Genomic DNA, 17,422 nt, shown 5'->3' on the forward strand with positions numbered 1-17,422 from the left:
AGCAGCCTTAGCAGGGTATTCAGCATTTAAATCTTTAGTAGAAGAAAATAATATACTAATAACATTCTCTTTGCTTAAATCATTTTTATTTTCTATCTCTAGCAACAATTCCTTTGTAGCTTTAATTATTTCGTCACTATTGTTTTTTCCTAATGTAATAGCCCCTCTAATTGAAATCATATTCAATTTTACCACTTCCTTTAATAATTATATATTAAAATCTATAATCAAACAAGCTATTTTAATTGAACTTTACTTAATATTTCTATATTTTGTGATGTCGTAATAATTGTATCCAACTTAGGCATTTCTATATTATTACTGACCCCAACAATTTTGAAAATTAACTGATTTTTGTATTTTGTACCATCTATTTCAACCATGTCATTATTATAAACATAAATTTTCAATTCATCATTTTCCTTAAAATCATTAATATATTCTCCATTCACCAATACTTCAATATCCTTATATTTTGGTTTCATATTTTTAAGTATTATTATTCCTTTCTCATTAGTCTCTAAGGAATCAGAAAAAATAAAATTCCTACCATCTTTACCACCAATGGTTGTCAATATACTAGAATCCTCATTATAGCTTAAATACTGAGTTGCCAACAATAGCAAAAGAGATAAAATTGATAATAAAATCAATGTTTTTTCAAAATATTTGAAAATAGTTTTCATATTAACCTCCTAATCCATTATTTATAATACTCTATGCATATTGTTAACAGTTAATGAAAATTTTATAAGGTTAATATCTTATGAATATTAAATATTTATTCCTGCTAAATATCCAGTTGAATATGCGATCTGTAAATTATAACCTCCCGTAAGCCCATCAACATCGAGAACTTCGCCACAAAAAAATAAATTTGGTATAAGCTTTGATTCCATAGTGGAAGGATCTATTTCACCTGTAGATACTCCTCCAGAAGTCACAATAGCTTCTTTTAAAGGCCTAAACCCCTTAAAGGTTAAAGGTAGTTTTTTAATGGTTTCAACGATACTTTGTCTTTCCTCTTTTGTTATTTGATGTATTGGCTTGTTCCCATCAATAGAAGCAATATCTATAACTATGGGTATTAATTTTTGCGGCAGTAATTCATCTAAACCATTTTTCAAATGCTTATTATTAAATTTTAAAAAATCTCTTAAAATCCTTTTATCTAATTTTTCTTTAGATAATGCAGGCTTTAAGTCAATAAATAATTTTATGTTTTTTCTTATATGTTTATTGATTATATTACTCATGGATAAAACAATAGGTCCTGAAATACCATAATGGGTAAAAATCATTTCTCCAAATTCTTCATGGATATTTTCATTTTCTATTGTACTAATCAATTTAACATTTTTAAGAGATAACCCTTGCACATTTTTTATCCATATTTCTTTTGTTTCTATTGGAACTAAAGAAGGCTTAAGTTTTTCAATATGGTGACCAAGTTTAGCTGCAAAATTGTATCCATCACCAGTTGAACCTGTTGCTGGATAAGATTTGCCTCCAGTAGCTATAATTATTTTATCAAATTTTTCTATACTATTGTCTTTAAACTTAATATTGAATCCATCAACAACTTTTTCTATATCAATTACTGTCCTATTTAAAATAATTTTTACATTGTTATCTAATAAAAATTTACTTAAGGTTTTCAATACATCACTAGATTTATCAGAAGCAGGAAAAACTCTATTTCCTCTTTCTACCTTCACTTTTAATCCATATGATTCTAATAATCTTATAATATCTTCATTGGTAAAAGAATAAAATCCACTGTATAGGAATTGACTATTAGTTATTATATTATTGAAAAAATCCTCTATTGGAGAAGCATTTGTAATATTGCATCTACCTTTTCCAGTTATAAATAACTTTTTGCCTAAACGTTTATTCTTTTCAATTAAAGTTACATCTTTACCTCTAGAACCTGCAAACCCCGCAGCTATCATTCCAGCAGGCCCTCCACCTATAACAGCTATTCGCATTTTATTGTCTCTCCTTTATATGACATGTATCATTAAAAAGTTTAAGTACTCTATTATATTCTCTAATTTCAATAATTGATAAACTAACATTATTTATAGTCAAATTCTTAAAATTGGTTAAATTAATGCCTAATAATCCTAATATGATAGCTTTTAAAGTAGCACTATGAGAAACTATTAAAATATTATCAATATTTTCATTTTCTTCATTATCAATAATTTTGTTTATTCCACTCAAAGCTCTTTTTTGTAGTTCTTTTAATGTTTCTGCTCCTTCTATCTCTAATTTTTCTGGTTCTTTTCTCCATAAAATTTGGTTATCCTTATGTTTTTCTTCTATTTCTTCATTAGATATTCCCTCCCAAATTCCAAAATGAATTTCTCTAAACTCTACCATTTGGATTACATCAAGGTTTAGTTTATTCCCTATGATTTCAGCAGTTTTATATGCTCTAATTAAATCACTAGAATATATTTTATCTATTTTTTCATTAATTAGCCTATTTCCTATTAAATTAGCTTGTTTAATACCATTAGCAGTAAGAGAAATATCTTGCTGCCCTTGAATTTTCTTTAAAAGATTCCATTCTGATTCTCCATGTCTTACTAAATATATTCTTTTCAATTGTATCCCTCCAATGTATAGATATATATTATTTATTATAACAGAAAATTATTATATAGTGTTTATCATTTATGATAACATCAATTTTGTTAATGTAATATTAAATAAAACTACCATTTCAATGGTAGTTTTATTTAATATTATTGTTATTATTACTATCGTATACATTATGTTTTTTCCAAATTTTCTCTAAATCTTCAAAATATGAAGTTATTTCACCTTTCTTCTCTGTTCCTAACGCAATTATAAATGCATTAATTAAACTCATAGGTGCTACTAATGAATCTATAAAGGATTGCATATTACTACTTGCTATTAATGTCGTATCAGAATATTGAGAAGCTGGTGAAATCAAGCTATCAGTAATCCCTATAATTTTACAACCTTTTTCTTTTACATAATCCAAGGCTTCTAAGGTTCTTTTAGAATATCTAGGATAACTTATTCCAATAATGACGTCTTTATCAGTAGCTTTTAATAATTGCTCAAAAACATCACTAGGACCAGCTGTAACAATTTTAACATTGTCTAATAAAAAGTTTAAGTAAAACCCTAAATAACCCGCTAAAAAAGATGAACTTCTTAGACCTAAAACAAATACATTTTTTGCTTTTAACGTCATTTCTACAGCTCTTTGGAAAGTATGGTAATCTATTTCATTTAAAGTTTTTTCAATATTATCCATGTCCTTTTTAATTACTTGTTTTAATGCATTTTCATTGTCTGTAAAATTACTGCTTAAAGATATTCTTTGAACTGTAGTTAATTTATTTTTAATTAATTCTTGCAGTTCTTTTTGTAATTCTCTATACCCACTATAGCCTAAAGTATTTGCAAATCGTACTACAGTAGATTCACTTACCCCTACTGTTTCCCCTAGACTTGCCGCTGTCATAAAAGCAGCTTTATCATAATTATTCATAATAAATTTAGCTATAAGTTTTTGCCCCTTACTTAAGCGATTGAAATTGTTTTGTATAACTTTAATTAAATCAACATACTTCTCCATATAATTTTCCCTTATGATTTTCTATTAATTTAAATCCTTCTTGAAGAGCTTTTTTATTCAAATCTTCTGTTCCTTGGGGCACTCTGTTTAATACTGCTTTTTCCAAAGCATCTTTACCTACAATTTTAGTCAATTTATATATACTACCTAATGCAATAATATTTGCAACCATGGGCTTCTTTAGTTCATTAATAGCCGTGTCTAATATTGGGATAGAAAAAATTTTAATATCATCTCTGTCTGGTTTCTCAGTAATAGTATCATCTAAGATTAATAGGCCTCCTGATTTTAAAGAGTCAATATATTTATTACAAGCTTTTTGGGTTAATGATAACAATATATCACATTTATCAACTTTCGGATAATTTATTACATTATCACTAATTATAACTTCCGCTTTACTAGCTCCACCTCTTGCTTCTGGTCCATAGGATTGGGATTGTACTACATTTTTACCATCATGCAATGCGGCTTCTGCCAAAATTATCCCTGCTAAAATAAGGCCTTGACCTCCCGAACCACTTAATCTTAATTCTTGATGTATCATTTTAAATCTCTCCTTTAAAAAGATTCTATTATTTTATTATATTTATCAGTATATTCAGGTCTTTCTCCTTTATAAAGTTCACCTATAATAATTTTATCTTTTCTCTTTTCTTCTGGAAGTTTCTCATAAGCAGTTTTATTTATAGTCATTTCCTTTAAATTAAACATCATGTCAACAGCATCACCTTTTTTGTTCTTTCTTCCATAATAAGTTGGACATGTAGTTAAAGTTTCTATAAATGAAAAACCTTTATTTTTTATTCCCTCTTCTACCTGCTTAATTATCATATTTGCACCATACACCGTTGATCTACTTACATAAGTTGCTCCTGCTGATTTCGCTAAATCACACAAATCAAAGTTAGCATCAATATTACCGTAAGGTGCTGTAGTACCTTTATCTCCTGTTGGTGTAGTAGGAGAGTATTGTCCCCCTGTCATACCATAGATATTATTATTAAATACTACAGTTGTTATATCTATATTTCTCCTTGCAGCATGTATCAGATGGTTCCCTCCAATAGCAGCACTATCTCCATCACCGGTAATTACTATAACATGTAGCTTTGGATTAGCAAATTTTATACCTGTTGCAAAAGCCAATGCTCTTCCATGGGTTGTATGTATAGTATTAAAATCTAAATAGCCAGAAGCTCTAGATGAGCACCCAATACCAGAGACAATACATACATCATCTTGTTTTAGTCCAAGATTATCTATCGCTTTAATAATAGCTCTAGTAACAATTCCATTCCCACATCCTGGACACCAGATATGCGGCAAACTATCTGTTCTGTAATACTTCTCAACTAATTGACTTGGCAATTTAACCCCTCCTACCTTTTATAAACGAGATAATCTCTTCTGGTGTAATCAACTCTCCATCAACACGCCCATAATTAACTACATCAGTATGCTTCCCAGCTATCCTATCTATCTCTTGAAAATATTGTCCTAAATTCATTTCTATAACTGAAATTTTATCTACTCTCTTAGATAAGTCCAAAATTTGCTCATATGCAACTGGCCAAATAGTTATTGGTCTAAACATACCTATTTTCTTACCCTCTTTCCTTAATGCATCAATAGCTGACTTTGCTGATCTTGCAGTTGCTCCATAAGCAACAATTATTTCATCTGCATCTTCTACCCGATATTCTTCATATTCTACTATATCACTTAAGTTCTTTTCAATCTTATAAACTAGTCTTTTAATCAATTCTTCAGCAATTTTACCGTTATTCGTAGGGAATCCTGTTTCGTCATGAACTAAACCAGTTACATGAAATCTGTATCCTTCACCAAAGCTTGCCATTTCTGGGACTATATCTCCCTCTTTAATCCTATAAGGTCTAAATTTTTCTGGGGCAAATGTTGGTTTTTTCCTATTATATATTTCAATATCATCTTCAGTTGGTATTTCGATTTTTTCTCTCATATGCCCAATTACTTCATCCATTAACAATATAACTGGTGTTCGGTATTTTTCAGCTAAATTAAATGCATGTATAGTTGTATCATAAATCTCTCTTACTGTAGATGGATATAATGCAATAATAGAATGTTCACCATGAGTACCCCATCTAGCTTGCATAATATCCCCTTGTGCTGGTGATGTTGGTAGCCCAGTACTTGGACCTCCTCTTTGAACGTTTACAATAACACAAGGAACTTCTGATATTATTGCATATCCAATGCCCTCCTGTTTGAGAGAAAAACCAGGGCCACTAGTTGCAGTCATTGATTTCTTTCCAGTTAATGAGGCTCCAATAATAGCGCTAATACTAGCAATTTCATCTTCCATTTGAATAAATTTACCACCTACTCTAGGTAATTTTGCTGCTGAAAGCTCTGCTATTTCAGTTGAAGGAGTTATCGGATAACCTGCATAAAACTTCATTCCAGCAGCAATAGCACCTTCCACACAGGCTTCATTACCCTGCATCAACTTTACAGTTTTTTTTGGCATTTTACTTACCTCCTAAATAAATTGCATAATCAGGACACCTTAATTCACACTGACCACATTGAATGCAAGAGTCCAAGTCTTTAATAGCTACTTTTTCATTTTTTATTTCTAACACATTTTTTGGACAAAAAGCAACACAAATGCCACAACCTTTGCATAATTCTTTTTCCACATTGAGCTTTTCCAAAGTCTTCAATGTCACTTCCCCCTTATTGTGATATTTTCTACTATTATGATATCAAATTTATATCCATTATGCAAGATTCATTTCATATTTTTGCTATTTTTATTAAATATGCAAGTTTTGTTTCATTATTTAGAAAAAAACAAGCCAAATTATTGGCTTGTTTTTATTTTATATAGGATATGTCTTAAACTCTTCATTTAATAAATTAGTGTCAATTCTATATTTTTCAGCTTGTCTATATTTAAAAAAGTCGATAGCTACTTGAGGAAATAATGCATAAGTTAGTATATCTTCATCCTGCTCAATATACTCTTTTATATCTTCCTTCATCTTATCCAGCTCTGGTTCCATTAAATCAGCTGGTCTTCCTGTAAATATCTCTTCATCACCTATTATCTTCCTCTTTATTTTATCACTTATTGGTATTGCGGGTTTCCCATAAAGACCTTTAACATAATTCTTTGTCTCTTTTGGAATCATTTTATATCTTTCGCCTAATAAAACATTAAAAACAGCAGTTGTTCCAACCATTTGACTCATAGGAGTAACTAAAGGTGGGTAGCCTAAATCTTCTCTAACTTTAGGTACTTCTTCTAATACATCCTCAAATTTATCCAAAGCTCCTTGACTACTTAATTGAGAAACAAGATTTGATAACATACCTCCAGGTACCTGGTATTTTAAAGTTTTAACATCAACATTTAAAACTTTATTATTCAACAGTCCATCTTTTACATATCTATCCCTTAGCTGCTTGAAATAATCTGTGATTTCTAGTAATAAATCCATATCTATATCTGGATAATATGGCGAGCCCTGTAATGAAGCTATCATTGATTCAGTTGCAGGTTGGCTAGTTCCCATAGCTAATGGTGAAATAGCTGTATCTATAATGTCTGCTCCTGCTTCGATAGCCTTCATATAAGTTTGATTGGCTATGCCACTTGTAAAATGAGAATGAATTTGAATTGGAACAGATATATTTTCTTTTAATCCTTTTACTAATTTTTCAGCTTCATAGGGCATTAATATTCCTGACATATCTTTTATACAAATAGAATCTGCCCCCATTTTCTCCATCTCAATGCTTAAATTTATATAATATTTATTATTGTGTACAGGACTAGTAGTATAAGAAATGGCTGCTTGCGCATGTCCACCATATTTCTTTGTAGTTTCTATAGATTTTTTTATATTTCGTGGATCATTTAATGCATCAAATATTCTAATAATATCTATGCCATTTTCTATAGATTTTTTCACAAACATTTCTACAACATCATCTGAATAATGTTTATAACCTAATAGATTTTGTCCCCTTAGCAACATTTGCAATTTAGTGTTTTTAAATGCTTTCCTTAAAGATCTTAATCTCTCCCAAGGATCCTCATTTAAAAATCTTAAACAGGAGTCAAAAGTCGCTCCTCCCCATACTTCAAGAGAATGGAAACCAACTTCATCAAGCTTTTCAGCAATAGGTAACATATCCTCTGTTTTCATTCTAGTAGCTATTAATGATTGATGTGCATCCCTTAAAATAGTATCTGTAATTTTTACACCTGCCACTATTTATCCCTCCTATTTTATAATTTTTCTACGCCAAAAAGTATTGGCGGATTATTTTTTTGATTTATAAAGTTAAATCTTAATGCATTATACTTTTTTTGATTAAGACTTTTTATAAAATATTCTACTCCTTTTTTCTCTACTAAGCCTCCATCATGTCCAGTATAACATGTTATCAATAGTAATCCATTATTATTTAATAAACCTACTGATTTTTTAATACTCTCTAATGTGGTGTTTATTTCTGTTTTAATCCTTTTATCTCCACCTGGCAAATAACCTAAATTATATACAATAAAATCTACTTTCCCTGAAATATAATTATCTATATTTTCATGACCATCATTTATAAGGGTTACCCTATACTCCAAATTTTCTTTTATCAATTTCTCTTTAGTTATCTTTAATGCCTTAGATTGAATATCGAATCCATAAACCTTCCCTTTTTCTCCAACTAATGAAGCTAATAAAAGAGTATCATTCCCATTTCCTACAGTACAATCTAAAACTCTATCCCCTTTTTTTATATGATAATTCATAATTTTCTTCACTAAATCTACTGCATTAACGAAATGTTTAAAATCCATTTTTATCACCACAATAAGATTTCTTGAAAAAATCATCCACTCCTAAATAAAGCTTTTGTTCCATTGAATAATCTCCCTCTTTATATGTGAAACCTTTTTTTAACAAATAAGCATCATCCTTGTAACTAAATATTTTATTAACTCCAATTGATTGACATTTATATAACAATCCTCTTAAAATGGCGTCTCCATAATTATAACCCCTACAATCTTCTTTCACAAATATATATTTTAAAATACCATAATCATCTCTCAAAATTATTTTACCTACTCCTATCATATCATTATTGTCCTTTAATATATATGTAATTCCTTGAGATAAATTATCTTCTATCCTATTGTTCTTAATTATAGATTCTACTTCTATATAATCTTCTTTTTTAATTTGCCGTAGAGTAAACATTCAAATAATCACTCCTCAATTTTCTCTATATGTCAATTATAATTGATAGCACTTTAAAAATAAAGCAAATATAATTTTAAATCAGTATTTCAAAATAATCTAAAGTGATTTTAAATATCTAACTTCTTTATCAGTTAAATACCTCCATTGTCCAAGCTTAATATCTCCAAGCTTTATTTCTCCTATAGCAATTCTTTTTAGTTTTATAACTGGATGCCTAATATATTTGCACATTTTTCTAACCTGTCTATTTCTACCTTCATGAATTGATATCTCCAACAAAGATGTATCTTTATATTTTTTTGTAATACGAATATAAGCTTTAGCTGTCATTTTACCATCTATTTTCAAACCTTTTCTAAATTTAGTTAATTTTTTCCCATTGGGCACACCTTCTACTAAGGCTACATATGTTTTAAGAACTTCATAGCTAGGATGAGTTAACCTATGAGCTAATTTTCCATCATTAGTCATAAGGAGTAGTCCTGAAGTATCTTTATCAAGTCTACCAACAGGAAAAATTCTTTCATCTATATCTTGTATCAAGTCTATAACTATTTTATCATTATGATAACTTTTTAAAGTTGTAACATATCCTTCTGGCTTATTTAACATTATATATATTTTTTTCTTCTCTAACTTTATTTGTCTGTTATCAACTTTCACTATGTCTTTATCTGGATCAACTTTAGTACCTAACTCTCTTATAACTTTATCATTAATTTTAACTCGACCTTTCAAAATAAGCTCCTCGGCTTTTCTTCTCGATGTTACACCTGAATATGCTATATACTTTTGTAATCTCATATATTTTCTGCCTCCTTATAATCACTATGTTTATTTTAGCTTTTTAAAGCCTATTTGTAAAACAAATTATATATTAAATTAATTTTTTACTACTTTATTGATAAAAAGAAAAAAGCCCGGAGGCTTTATTGAGTCTAATTTTTCTAAACAATCTTTTCATTATGCCTAATTTACCCACATTTTCTTTAGCAATAACCTTTTCCTTATGGATAATTTGTCCATCTAAATACACAGTTATATATCCTATAATCTCACCATTAACAATTGGTGCTTCTATAGATTCAGGTAAACTCAAATTTATTTTAATTTTTCCTAATTCTTCTTTTGTTAGTGGAAATATAAAAGAATCATTAGAAACCGCTATAACATATTCTTCGTTTCCATTATGTACAGGAATTTTTTTTAGAAACTGTTCCTTTTCAAATATTACATATGTAGTGAAATTCTCAAATCCATAATCCATTAAAGTATAGCAATCCTTAAACCAATTTCCATCATTTAACACTACAGCTATTAGTTGAGTGCCATCTCTAGTAGCGCTAGTTACTAAGCATCGACCAGATTTAGTCGTATAACCAGTTTTAACACCATCTCCTCCTTCATATTCCCATAAAGTTTTGTTTTTATTATAAAATATTTTATTTTTATTTCTATCTGTTTTCCAAGTTTTAGTACTTACTATTTGTTTAAAATCATTTATTTTCATAGCTTCACTAGTTATTAAAGCTAAATCATAAGCGGTTGAATAATGCCTACCATCATGGAGACCATGAGGATTCATAAAATTTGTATTTTCAGCTCCAATTTCCATTGCCTTATTATTCATCATATCGCTAAAACTTTCTACATCTCCTCCAATATAATTTGCTATAGCAATTGCAGAATCATTTCCAGATCTTAGCAACAAACCATATAAAAGATCTTCTAATGTAATTGCTTCATTTATTTCTAGATATATACTAGAACCTTCTATTCCTACTGAATTATTATCAATTATAATTTTATCCGTTAATTTAGCATTCTCTAAAGCAATTAAAGCAGTCATTATTTTTGTGGTGCTTGCTATTGGTAATTTTATATGAGGATTATAGCTTGCTAAAACCCTTTTAGATTTTGCATCTATTAAAATAGCACTTTGTGCTCCGATATCAGGCTTTACACAAAAAGAATTTTTACTCCAACATATAATCATTACTATAATAAATATAATTAACTTCTTTTTCAAAATTAACCTCCTCTTACAATAAAGTAATAGAAGCAGAGCTTTTCTGCTTCTTAGGTTGGATTTTGAACATTATCCAAATTTGATGAATTATCGTTAACTTTATTTTTCTTAACAGACTGTTGAATATTGTCAGCCAATTTAGACATAAAATCAAATAAATTACTCAATGCGGTATTGCCCTCATCTACAGTCAGTAATTTAATTTGATTATTCCCAGCTACTATAAAACCTACTGGTTGCACTGAAACCCCAGCTCCACTACCACCACCGAAAGGAATTTTATCTTCCGTTATCCCACCTTCTTGTACTTCCATTATTTTATTAAACTCACTTCCTCCTGATGCAAAACCAAAGGAAATCTTAGATACTGGAATAATAACTAAGCCATCTGGTGACTGTACTGGATCTCCAATAATAGTATTTACATCTACCATTTCTTTTAAACTATTCATTGTAGTTTTCATTAACCCTTCTATTGGGTGTTCTGTCAATTTCCTCACCGCCTTTATTTAATTTTATTATCCAAATCCATACAGTTATAATATAAACCATTCTTATTTTTATTATGCAATCAAATCGAATATCCACTAGATTTTTATTATAAATCGAAACTATGTTATAGTTTAAATTCTTAACTTCTTTTTTTGATAATAATAAACTAATAAGCAAACTTTTAAAATACCATAAAGCACCAGTAATAATACCTACAAAATAAGCATCTTTAAAACCTATTTTCGTTTCCCAATTTATCTTTTCCAAAATTATTTTGTTCCAAACAGAGCCAATGAATTTTTTATATTGAAAATCATTTTGAATAGATTTGATTCTGTCCTTGGGTCCAGTTTTATAACCCCTATCGCTTTTTTCCTTGTCAAAAGGATAAATTTCAGGTTTAAACAATCCAAACAAATAGGATGTGGTTATGTTTAATCTACTATGACCTTCTTCATATTTATACTTTATTTTAAATTCCATTGGTAGCATTAAAAATATAACCATAATAATTGGTATTAAAATAATCAAATATTTCATATCTTCACCCTATTTCTTTGGATTCCCTATTATTTATATTCTCCATATAAAAGAAGAATAATACAAATATCTGCATTATTCTTCTAAATTTTCTATTTCTTCATTTTTGAGTTCAAATTCCTTAATATCTGGTAATTCATTTAAGTCTTCTAACCCAAAATATCTAAGAAATTCTTTTGTAGTTCCATATATTATTGGCCGCCCAGTCCTTTCCAACCTCCCTTTTTCTTCAATTAAATCTTTATTTAACAACGTTTCTAGAGCTTTATCACATCTTACGCCTCTAATAGCTTCTATTTCATTTCTAGTTATAGGCTGTCTATATGCAATGATTGATAGGGTTTCCAGTGCTGCATTGGAAAGACTTCTACTATTTTTATCTTGAGATAATTTGCTTATCCAAGGATGATGTTCAGGCCTTGTTGATAATTGATAACTATTCTCCGTACGTATTATCCTTAATCCTCTTCTATTAAAATTGAAATCATCCTTCATCTCATCTAATATTTTTCTAGTTTTTGTTTCTTTTATTTCTAATATATATGATATATCCTTCAAGGATAAAGGCTCGCCCCATATAAACAATAATGCCTCAATTATTGCTTTTATCTCTCTGTTCTCCATTAACTATACACCCTCTTCACTAGTTTCACTAATTATTATATCGGTAAAATTATCTTCTTGATATACTCTAATGCGTTTAGATCTAATCAACTCAAGTAGTGATAAAAATATTATGACTATTTCCTTTCTACTAGGATTTTCACCTATCAATTTACTAAACTTAATTTCTTTATTATTTTTAAGTGTGTTTTTTATATTTTTAATACAATCATCTAAAGTAAGTTCTTCCTTTTGAATCTCGTTAATCTTGAAAGATGGATTTATTTTCCCCTTTTTTTCAACTAAATTATTAAACGCTTTAACCAATTCAACTAAATCCATATGCTCTAGATTTCTTTCTTCATCAATAAAATAAGATAGTTCTTCTTGAGGTTTGTAGTATACTTTATGCTGGATTTTCTCTAACTTGCGAAATTTATTTGATACAAGTTTATATTTTTTATATTCAACTAACTTTTTAACTAATTCTAGCCTGGGATCAATCTCCTCAATTTCAAGCTGCTCACCATTATTTCCATTTTTGGTTTGTGGTAAAAGTAGTTTTGATTTAATCTCCAATAAAGTAGCTGCCATAACTAAGAATTCACTAGTCACTTCTAAGTCTAATTCTTCCATCATTGATATATATTCTATATATTGCTCTGTTATTTCATTAATAGGAATATCATATATATCAATCTGTGCTTTTTCAATTAAATGGAGTAACAGGTCCATTGGTCCTTCAAAAGTTTTTAATACAATCTTATATTCCATAAAAAAACTCCCATTAAACAACTATTTTGATTAATAAATTTAAACTAATATCAATAATTGGACTCAAAATTTTATTTATTGTATCTGTTGCAATCAAGATTATTAAAATTAAATATAAATATCTTTCATTCTTATAAAAAAGATACTCATATTTTACTGGTAATAGACTAGCTAAAATCTTTGAACCATCTAAAGGAGGTAAAGGCAATAAATTAAAGATACCTAACATCAAATTATACCATAACATAATAACAAAAATATTTATTAATAGATAATTTGTAATAATATTCATTGATAATATAGTGCCTATGACTATAGCTACCAAAAAATTAGAAAAAGGTCCAGCTAAGGATACGGCAATCATATCCCTTTTTCTATTTTTAAAATTATTAGAATTTATTGGCACAGGCTTGGCCCAACCAAATTTAAATAATAAAAGAAAAACAAGACCCATTATATCTAAATGTTTTAAAGGATTTAAAGTCAGCCTTCCTGCTTCTTTTGCTGTGTTATCGCCTAAAACATATGCTATATACCCATGAGAAAATTCATGAATTACTATTGCTACAAAAAGACCCGGCAATCTAAATAAAAAGTCATATTCCATTATTTTTCCTCTTTCTAATTTGAATTATTAGAACCTCGGCTAATAGCCGAGGTTTTCTAATCTATATTATATTTTATTATGTTTTAATGCAAAATACAAATAAATCTTTAAAATCACTTGTTTATTAAAAAATTTTTTAACGTTTTTTTGAACATTTCTTTAAAACCTGCTTTATCTACGCTAACCTTTGAGACTAATTTAATTTTATCGACTTCATCTCCATCAATTTTTACTATCAAATGCCCTATCTCCTGTCTTTTTTCTATTGGGCTTTCCATATATTCTGGTAATAATATTTCCTTGCTAATATTTGCTTCCTTTCCTTTTGGTAAAAGAATATAACTATCTTTTTCTAAAGCTGCTTCTATATACGAGATATTTCCTTTGTGTACCTGTACTTTTCCTAAAACATCACCTTTTTTCCCTATAGTAATTGAATCATAATTTGCAAAACCATAGTCCAATAATTTCATGCTTTCATCAAATCTAATTTTAGAAGTTTCACTCCCCATTATAACAGATATTAACTGTAAATTGTCTCTCTTAGCTGAAGCGGCAAGACAATACCCTGCTTCTTTAGTCGAACCAGTTTTAATACCAGTAGTTCCTTCATATTCTTTTATAAGTCTATTGGTATTTACTAAACTCTGTATCTTATCTTTATTTTTACCTACAAGCATTTCATCCATATATACTGTTAACCAATTATGAATTTCCTCATGCTTTAATAATTCTGCCGACATTAATGCCACATCATAAGCTGATACATAGTGATTTTCATTGGGAAGACCTGAAGCATTCACAAAGTTTGTATTGTTCATACCTAAAGCTTTAGCTTTTTCGTTCATCATTCTAACAAAAACCTCTTCACTTCCTGCTATATATTCGGCTAAAGCTACAGAAGCATCATTGGCAGACCTTATTGTAATAGATTTGAATAAATCTTCAACCGTTTGAGTTTCTCCTTCCTCTAGCCATAGTTGACTTCCCCCCATTCCAGCTGCATATGCGCTTATCCTTACTTCATCTGATAAGTTGATTTTCCTCGTCTCTAAAGCTTCCATACCAAGCAATAGAGTCATAATTTTACTAATACTAGCAGGTGGTAATTTTTCATGAGGATTTTTTTCATATATAATTTCTCCTGTATGATAATCCATTAGCAATGCAGATTTCGCTTTAATATCCAATTGGTCTTCAGCAAAAGCATTAGATGGTATAGTAAACCAAATTATTGATAGCAAAATTATATAAATTAATCTTTTATTCACTGGATAACCTCCCAATTTAATGTTTACTTTTATAATATCCATTAAATCTTGAGTTATACAAACTATTCTTTAAATTTAATCAATATATTTGAATCCCATCTTTAGTTACAATCCCATAAATTAACTTTTTAAGTTCTTTATTTTTTTCTCCAATCTTAAATATATCTCCTAAATTTTGTTCTACTTCTTTGCCTTTTTCTAAATTATTAGTATGAATTTCAGCTAAAGTTTCACCTATTTTTACTTTATCATCAACTTTTTTCTTTAATACAATCCCTGCAGATAGATCAATGATTGAATCCATAGTCTCTCTTCCTGAACCTAGTTTTAAAGCACATTTTCCAACTTCTTCTGCATTTAGCTGTTTTATATAACCTTCTTTTTGACTTTTTACCTCAATTAAAATTTTTGCTTTCGGTAATAACTGAGGATTTCTAATCATATTTACATCCCCATCTTGGTATTTGACTAATTCTATTAATTTATTGAAAGCTTCACCAGAATTTATCTTTTCTTCTAATAGTTTTTTGCCTGATTCTCCATTTTCTACTCTTTTAGCTAATACTAACAATTTTGAACCTAGTTGTAAACATAGTTTATATAAATCTCTAGGCCCATTACCTTTTAGAGTTTCGATAGCTTCTTTTATTTCCAAAGCATTTCCTATAGCATTACCCAAAGGTTCATCCATATTTGTAACTAAGGCTATAGTCTCCCTTCTATATCCTGTACCAATGTTCACCATCTCCTTAGCTAAACTAATAGCCTCATCTATACTCTTCATAAAGGCTCCACTGCCTACTTTTACATCTAATATGATAGCATCAGAACCAATAGCTAGCTTCTTGCTCATTATACTACTTGCTATTAACGACAAGTTTTCTACAGTAGCAGTAACATCTCTTAAAGAATATAATTTCTTGTCAGCTGGAGTAATATTAGCACTTTGACTACAAATTGAAATATTTATATTGTTTGAATTTCTTAAAAATTCTTCATTTGTCAATTCGACTTTAAATCCATCTATTGATTCCAATTTATCCAAAGTACCTCCAGTATGCCCCAATCCTCTACCTGACATTTTTACAAAAGGTACATCACAAGCTGCTATCATAGGTCCTAAAATCAAGGTTACGGTGTCTCCAACTCCTCCTGTTGAATGTTTATCAACTTTTAGACCTTTAATTCCTGATAAATCAACTTTATCACCAGAGTTTACCATTGCCTTTGTTAAATCTAAAGTTTCCCTTTTATTCATCTTATTAAAATATATTGCCATTAATAAAGCAGATATTTGATAATCTGGGATATTGCCATTAGTATAATTAGTTATAAAATAGTTTATCTCATCAGTACTAAGTTCTCCACCATCTCTTTTTTTCTTAATAATATCATATATTCTCATATATTCCACTCCATTTATAAATTAAATAATATTTGCATTACTAATTTCTCAAACTTATCCTTAGCCATTAAAGAGGTTTCAATAACCTCTTCGTGTTTTAATGGTTGGTCCAATATTCCAGCTGCCATATTAGTGATACATGATATGCCTAAAACTTTTACTTTCTGATGAGCTGCAATTATCACTTCTGGAACAGTAGACATACCTACAGCTGAGGCACCTAAAATTCTAGCTAATTTTACCTCTGCTGGGGTTTCGTAAGTTGGACCTGTAAACCACATATATACTCCTTCTTTCAGAGGAATCTTTTGTTCCTTACCGACATTTTTAGCAATTGTTATAAGTTCTTTATCATATGCACTAGTCATGTCTACAAATCTAGGCCCTAGCTCATCAGAATTTTTACCCATTAAAGGATTCTGCCCAGTAAAGTTAATATGATCATTAATAATCATTAAATCTCCAGGAGAGAAGCTTTCATCAACCCCGCCCGCAGCATTAGTAACTATTAATTTATCAATTCCAAGGCTTATCATTACTCTAACTGGAAACACAACATCTTCCAGAGGATATCCTTCATAGTAATGAAATCTCCCTTGCATAGCTACTACATTTTTCCCTCCCAATCGCCCTATTATTAGCCGTCCTTTATGCCCTTCTACAGTGGATACGGGAAAATTAGGAATATTTTCGTATGATATAACTATAGAATCTTCAATTTTTTCTCCTAAATCACCTAAGCCTGAACCTAATATTAAGCCTACTTCAGGTGTATCTTTTATTTTACTCTTTATAAAATTTGTGCTATTATTTAT

The 17,422-nt window shown here is 29.3% G+C and carries 22 protein-coding genes; all 22 read right to left on the reverse strand.

Annotated features, from left to right (window positions below):
* Positions 1–180 (reverse strand): chorismate mutase (locus VK998_RS02605; protein WP_325225196.1); only part of this gene is annotated, 180 nt, incomplete at its 3' end.
* A 56-nt stretch (positions 181–236) separates the two neighbouring features.
* Positions 237–686 (reverse strand): hypothetical protein, encoded by a 450-nt coding sequence (locus VK998_RS02610; protein ID WP_325225154.1) that lies wholly within the window; start codon positions 684–686, stop codon positions 237–239.
* Between the two features lie 87 nt (positions 687–773).
* A complete protein-coding gene (locus VK998_RS02615) occupies positions 774–1,991 on the reverse strand; it encodes a BaiN/RdsA family NAD(P)/FAD-dependent oxidoreductase (RefSeq protein ID WP_325225156.1) in 1,218 nt (405 codons plus the stop codon).
* A gap of 1 nt (position 1,992) precedes the next feature.
* The gene (locus tag VK998_RS02620; protein WP_325225159.1) at positions 1,993–2,616 is read right to left on the reverse strand and encodes a histidine phosphatase family protein; all 624 of its coding nucleotides are present in this window, start codon (positions 2,614–2,616) and stop codon (positions 1,993–1,995) included.
* Between the two features lie 130 nt (positions 2,617–2,746).
* Positions 2,747–3,625: a MurR/RpiR family transcriptional regulator gene (locus VK998_RS02625; protein ID WP_325225161.1), complete on the reverse strand. Its 879-nt coding sequence runs from the start codon at positions 3,623–3,625 to the stop codon at positions 2,747–2,749.
* A complete protein-coding gene (locus VK998_RS02630) occupies positions 3,609–4,172 on the reverse strand; it encodes a 2-oxoacid:acceptor oxidoreductase family protein (protein WP_325225162.1) in 564 nt (187 codons plus the stop codon). The genes VK998_RS02625 and VK998_RS02630 overlap by 17 nt, the downstream gene beginning before the upstream one ends.
* A 14-nt stretch (positions 4,173–4,186) precedes the next feature.
* Entirely contained in the window at positions 4,187–4,996 is an 810-nt protein-coding gene (locus tag VK998_RS02635) for a 2-oxoacid:ferredoxin oxidoreductase subunit beta (protein WP_325225164.1), read from the reverse strand.
* A 1-nt stretch (position 4,997) separates the two neighbouring features.
* Positions 4,998–6,140: a 2-oxoacid:acceptor oxidoreductase subunit alpha gene (locus VK998_RS02640; RefSeq protein WP_325225166.1), complete on the reverse strand. Its 1,143-nt coding sequence runs from the start codon at positions 6,138–6,140 to the stop codon at positions 4,998–5,000.
* A 1-nt stretch (position 6,141) separates the two neighbouring features.
* Positions 6,142–6,336, reverse strand: coding sequence for a 4Fe-4S binding protein (locus tag VK998_RS02645; RefSeq protein WP_325225169.1), 195 nt, complete (start codon positions 6,334–6,336; stop codon positions 6,142–6,144).
* 159 nt (positions 6,337–6,495) lie between these two features.
* A complete protein-coding gene (locus VK998_RS02650) occupies positions 6,496–7,893 on the reverse strand; it encodes an oxaloacetate decarboxylase subunit alpha (protein WP_325225172.1) in 1,398 nt (465 codons plus the stop codon).
* Between the two features lie 17 nt (positions 7,894–7,910).
* Positions 7,911–8,480: a tRNA 5-(aminomethyl)-2-thiouridylate-methyltransferase MnmM gene (gene mnmM, locus VK998_RS02655; protein WP_325225175.1), complete on the reverse strand. Its 570-nt coding sequence runs from the start codon at positions 8,478–8,480 to the stop codon at positions 7,911–7,913.
* Positions 8,470–8,883, reverse strand: a complete 414-nt coding sequence (locus VK998_RS02660; RefSeq protein WP_325225177.1) for a GNAT family N-acetyltransferase — start codon at positions 8,881–8,883, stop codon at positions 8,470–8,472. Before VK998_RS02660 ends, mnmM begins: the two co-directional genes overlap by 11 nt.
* Before the next feature lie 99 nt (positions 8,884–8,982).
* The gene (locus VK998_RS02665; RefSeq protein ID WP_325225180.1) at positions 8,983–9,690 is read right to left on the reverse strand and encodes a pseudouridine synthase; all 708 of its coding nucleotides are present in this window, start codon (positions 9,688–9,690) and stop codon (positions 8,983–8,985) included.
* A gap of 94 nt (positions 9,691–9,784) precedes the next feature.
* Positions 9,785–10,915 carry a D-alanyl-D-alanine carboxypeptidase family protein gene (locus tag VK998_RS02670; RefSeq protein WP_325225183.1) on the reverse strand — a complete coding sequence of 377 codons (1,131 nt, stop codon included), beginning with the start codon at positions 10,913–10,915 and terminating at the stop codon, positions 9,785–9,787.
* 50 nt (positions 10,916–10,965) lie between these two features.
* Entirely contained in the window at positions 10,966–11,379 is a 414-nt protein-coding gene (gene ytfJ / locus VK998_RS02675; RefSeq protein WP_325225185.1) for a GerW family sporulation protein, read from the reverse strand.
* The gene (locus VK998_RS02680; protein WP_325225186.1) at positions 11,360–11,947 is read right to left on the reverse strand and encodes a DUF2953 domain-containing protein; all 588 of its coding nucleotides are present in this window, start codon (positions 11,945–11,947) and stop codon (positions 11,360–11,362) included. The genes ytfJ and VK998_RS02680 overlap by 20 nt, the downstream gene beginning before the upstream one ends.
* Positions 11,948–12,022: 75 nt before the next feature.
* On the reverse strand, positions 12,023–12,571 hold the full coding sequence (gene scpB, locus VK998_RS02685; RefSeq protein WP_325225187.1) for an SMC-Scp complex subunit ScpB: 549 nt from the start codon (positions 12,569–12,571) through the stop codon (positions 12,023–12,025).
* A 3-nt stretch (positions 12,572–12,574) separates the two neighbouring features.
* Positions 12,575–13,324, reverse strand: coding sequence for a segregation and condensation protein A (locus VK998_RS02690; RefSeq protein WP_325225188.1), 750 nt, complete (start codon positions 13,322–13,324; stop codon positions 12,575–12,577).
* Between the two features lie 13 nt (positions 13,325–13,337).
* Complete coding sequence (locus tag VK998_RS02695) at positions 13,338–13,931, reverse strand: site-2 protease family protein (RefSeq protein WP_325225189.1); 594 nt, start codon at positions 13,929–13,931, stop codon at positions 13,338–13,340.
* A 113-nt stretch (positions 13,932–14,044) separates the two neighbouring features.
* A complete protein-coding gene (locus VK998_RS02700) occupies positions 14,045–15,202 on the reverse strand; it encodes a D-alanyl-D-alanine carboxypeptidase family protein (RefSeq protein WP_325225191.1) in 1,158 nt (385 codons plus the stop codon).
* Between the two features lie 79 nt (positions 15,203–15,281).
* Entirely contained in the window at positions 15,282–16,607 is a 1,326-nt protein-coding gene (locus tag VK998_RS02705; protein ID WP_325225192.1) for a pyrimidine-nucleoside phosphorylase, read from the reverse strand.
* Positions 16,608–16,621: 14 nt separating this feature from the next.
* Positions 16,622–17,422 (reverse strand): purine-nucleoside phosphorylase (locus tag VK998_RS02710; protein WP_325225194.1); only part of this gene is annotated, 801 nt, incomplete at its 5' end.

The sequence above is a fragment of the Schnuerera sp. genome, assembly GCF_035459645.1.
In the GTDB taxonomy this organism is placed as follows: domain Bacteria; phylum Bacillota; class Clostridia; order Tissierellales; family Tepidimicrobiaceae; genus Schnuerera.

Excerpts from the sequence above, each read along its gene's own strand:
- VK998_RS02610 (WP_325225154.1), bottom strand. The coding sequence starts at position 686 with ATGAAAACTATTTTCAAATATTTTGAAAAAACATTGATTTTATTATCA.
- VK998_RS02615 (WP_325225156.1), bottom strand. The coding sequence starts at position 1,991 with ATGCGAATAGCTGTTATAGGTGGAGGGCCTGCTGGAATGATAGCTGCG.
- VK998_RS02625 (WP_325225161.1), bottom strand. The coding sequence starts at position 3,625 with ATGGAGAAGTATGTTGATTTAATTAAAGTTATACAAAACAATTTCAAT.
- VK998_RS02630 (WP_325225162.1), bottom strand. The coding sequence starts at position 4,172 with ATGATACATCAAGAATTAAGATTAAGTGGTTCGGGAGGTCAAGGCCTT.
- VK998_RS02640 (WP_325225166.1), bottom strand. The coding sequence starts at position 6,140 with ATGCCAAAAAAAACTGTAAAGTTGATGCAGGGTAATGAAGCCTGTGTG.
- mnmM (WP_325225175.1), bottom strand. The coding sequence starts at position 8,480 with ATGGATTTTAAACATTTCGTTAATGCAGTAGATTTAGTGAAGAAAATT.
- VK998_RS02660 (WP_325225177.1), bottom strand. The coding sequence starts at position 8,883 with ATGTTTACTCTACGGCAAATTAAAAAAGAAGATTATATAGAAGTAGAA.
- VK998_RS02665 (WP_325225180.1), bottom strand. The coding sequence starts at position 9,690 with ATGAGATTACAAAAGTATATAGCATATTCAGGTGTAACATCGAGAAGA.
- ytfJ (WP_325225185.1), bottom strand. The coding sequence starts at position 11,379 with ATGAAAACTACAATGAATAGTTTAAAAGAAATGGTAGATGTAAATACT.
- VK998_RS02680 (WP_325225186.1), bottom strand. The coding sequence starts at position 11,947 with ATGAAATATTTGATTATTTTAATACCAATTATTATGGTTATATTTTTA.
- scpB (WP_325225187.1), bottom strand. The coding sequence starts at position 12,571 with ATGGAGAACAGAGAGATAAAAGCAATAATTGAGGCATTATTGTTTATA.
- VK998_RS02690 (WP_325225188.1), bottom strand. The coding sequence starts at position 13,324 with ATGGAATATAAGATTGTATTAAAAACTTTTGAAGGACCAATGGACCTG.
- VK998_RS02695 (WP_325225189.1), bottom strand. The coding sequence starts at position 13,931 with ATGGAATATGACTTTTTATTTAGATTGCCGGGTCTTTTTGTAGCAATA.
- VK998_RS02705 (WP_325225192.1), bottom strand. The coding sequence starts at position 16,607 with ATGAGAATATATGATATTATTAAGAAAAAAAGAGATGGTGGAGAACTT.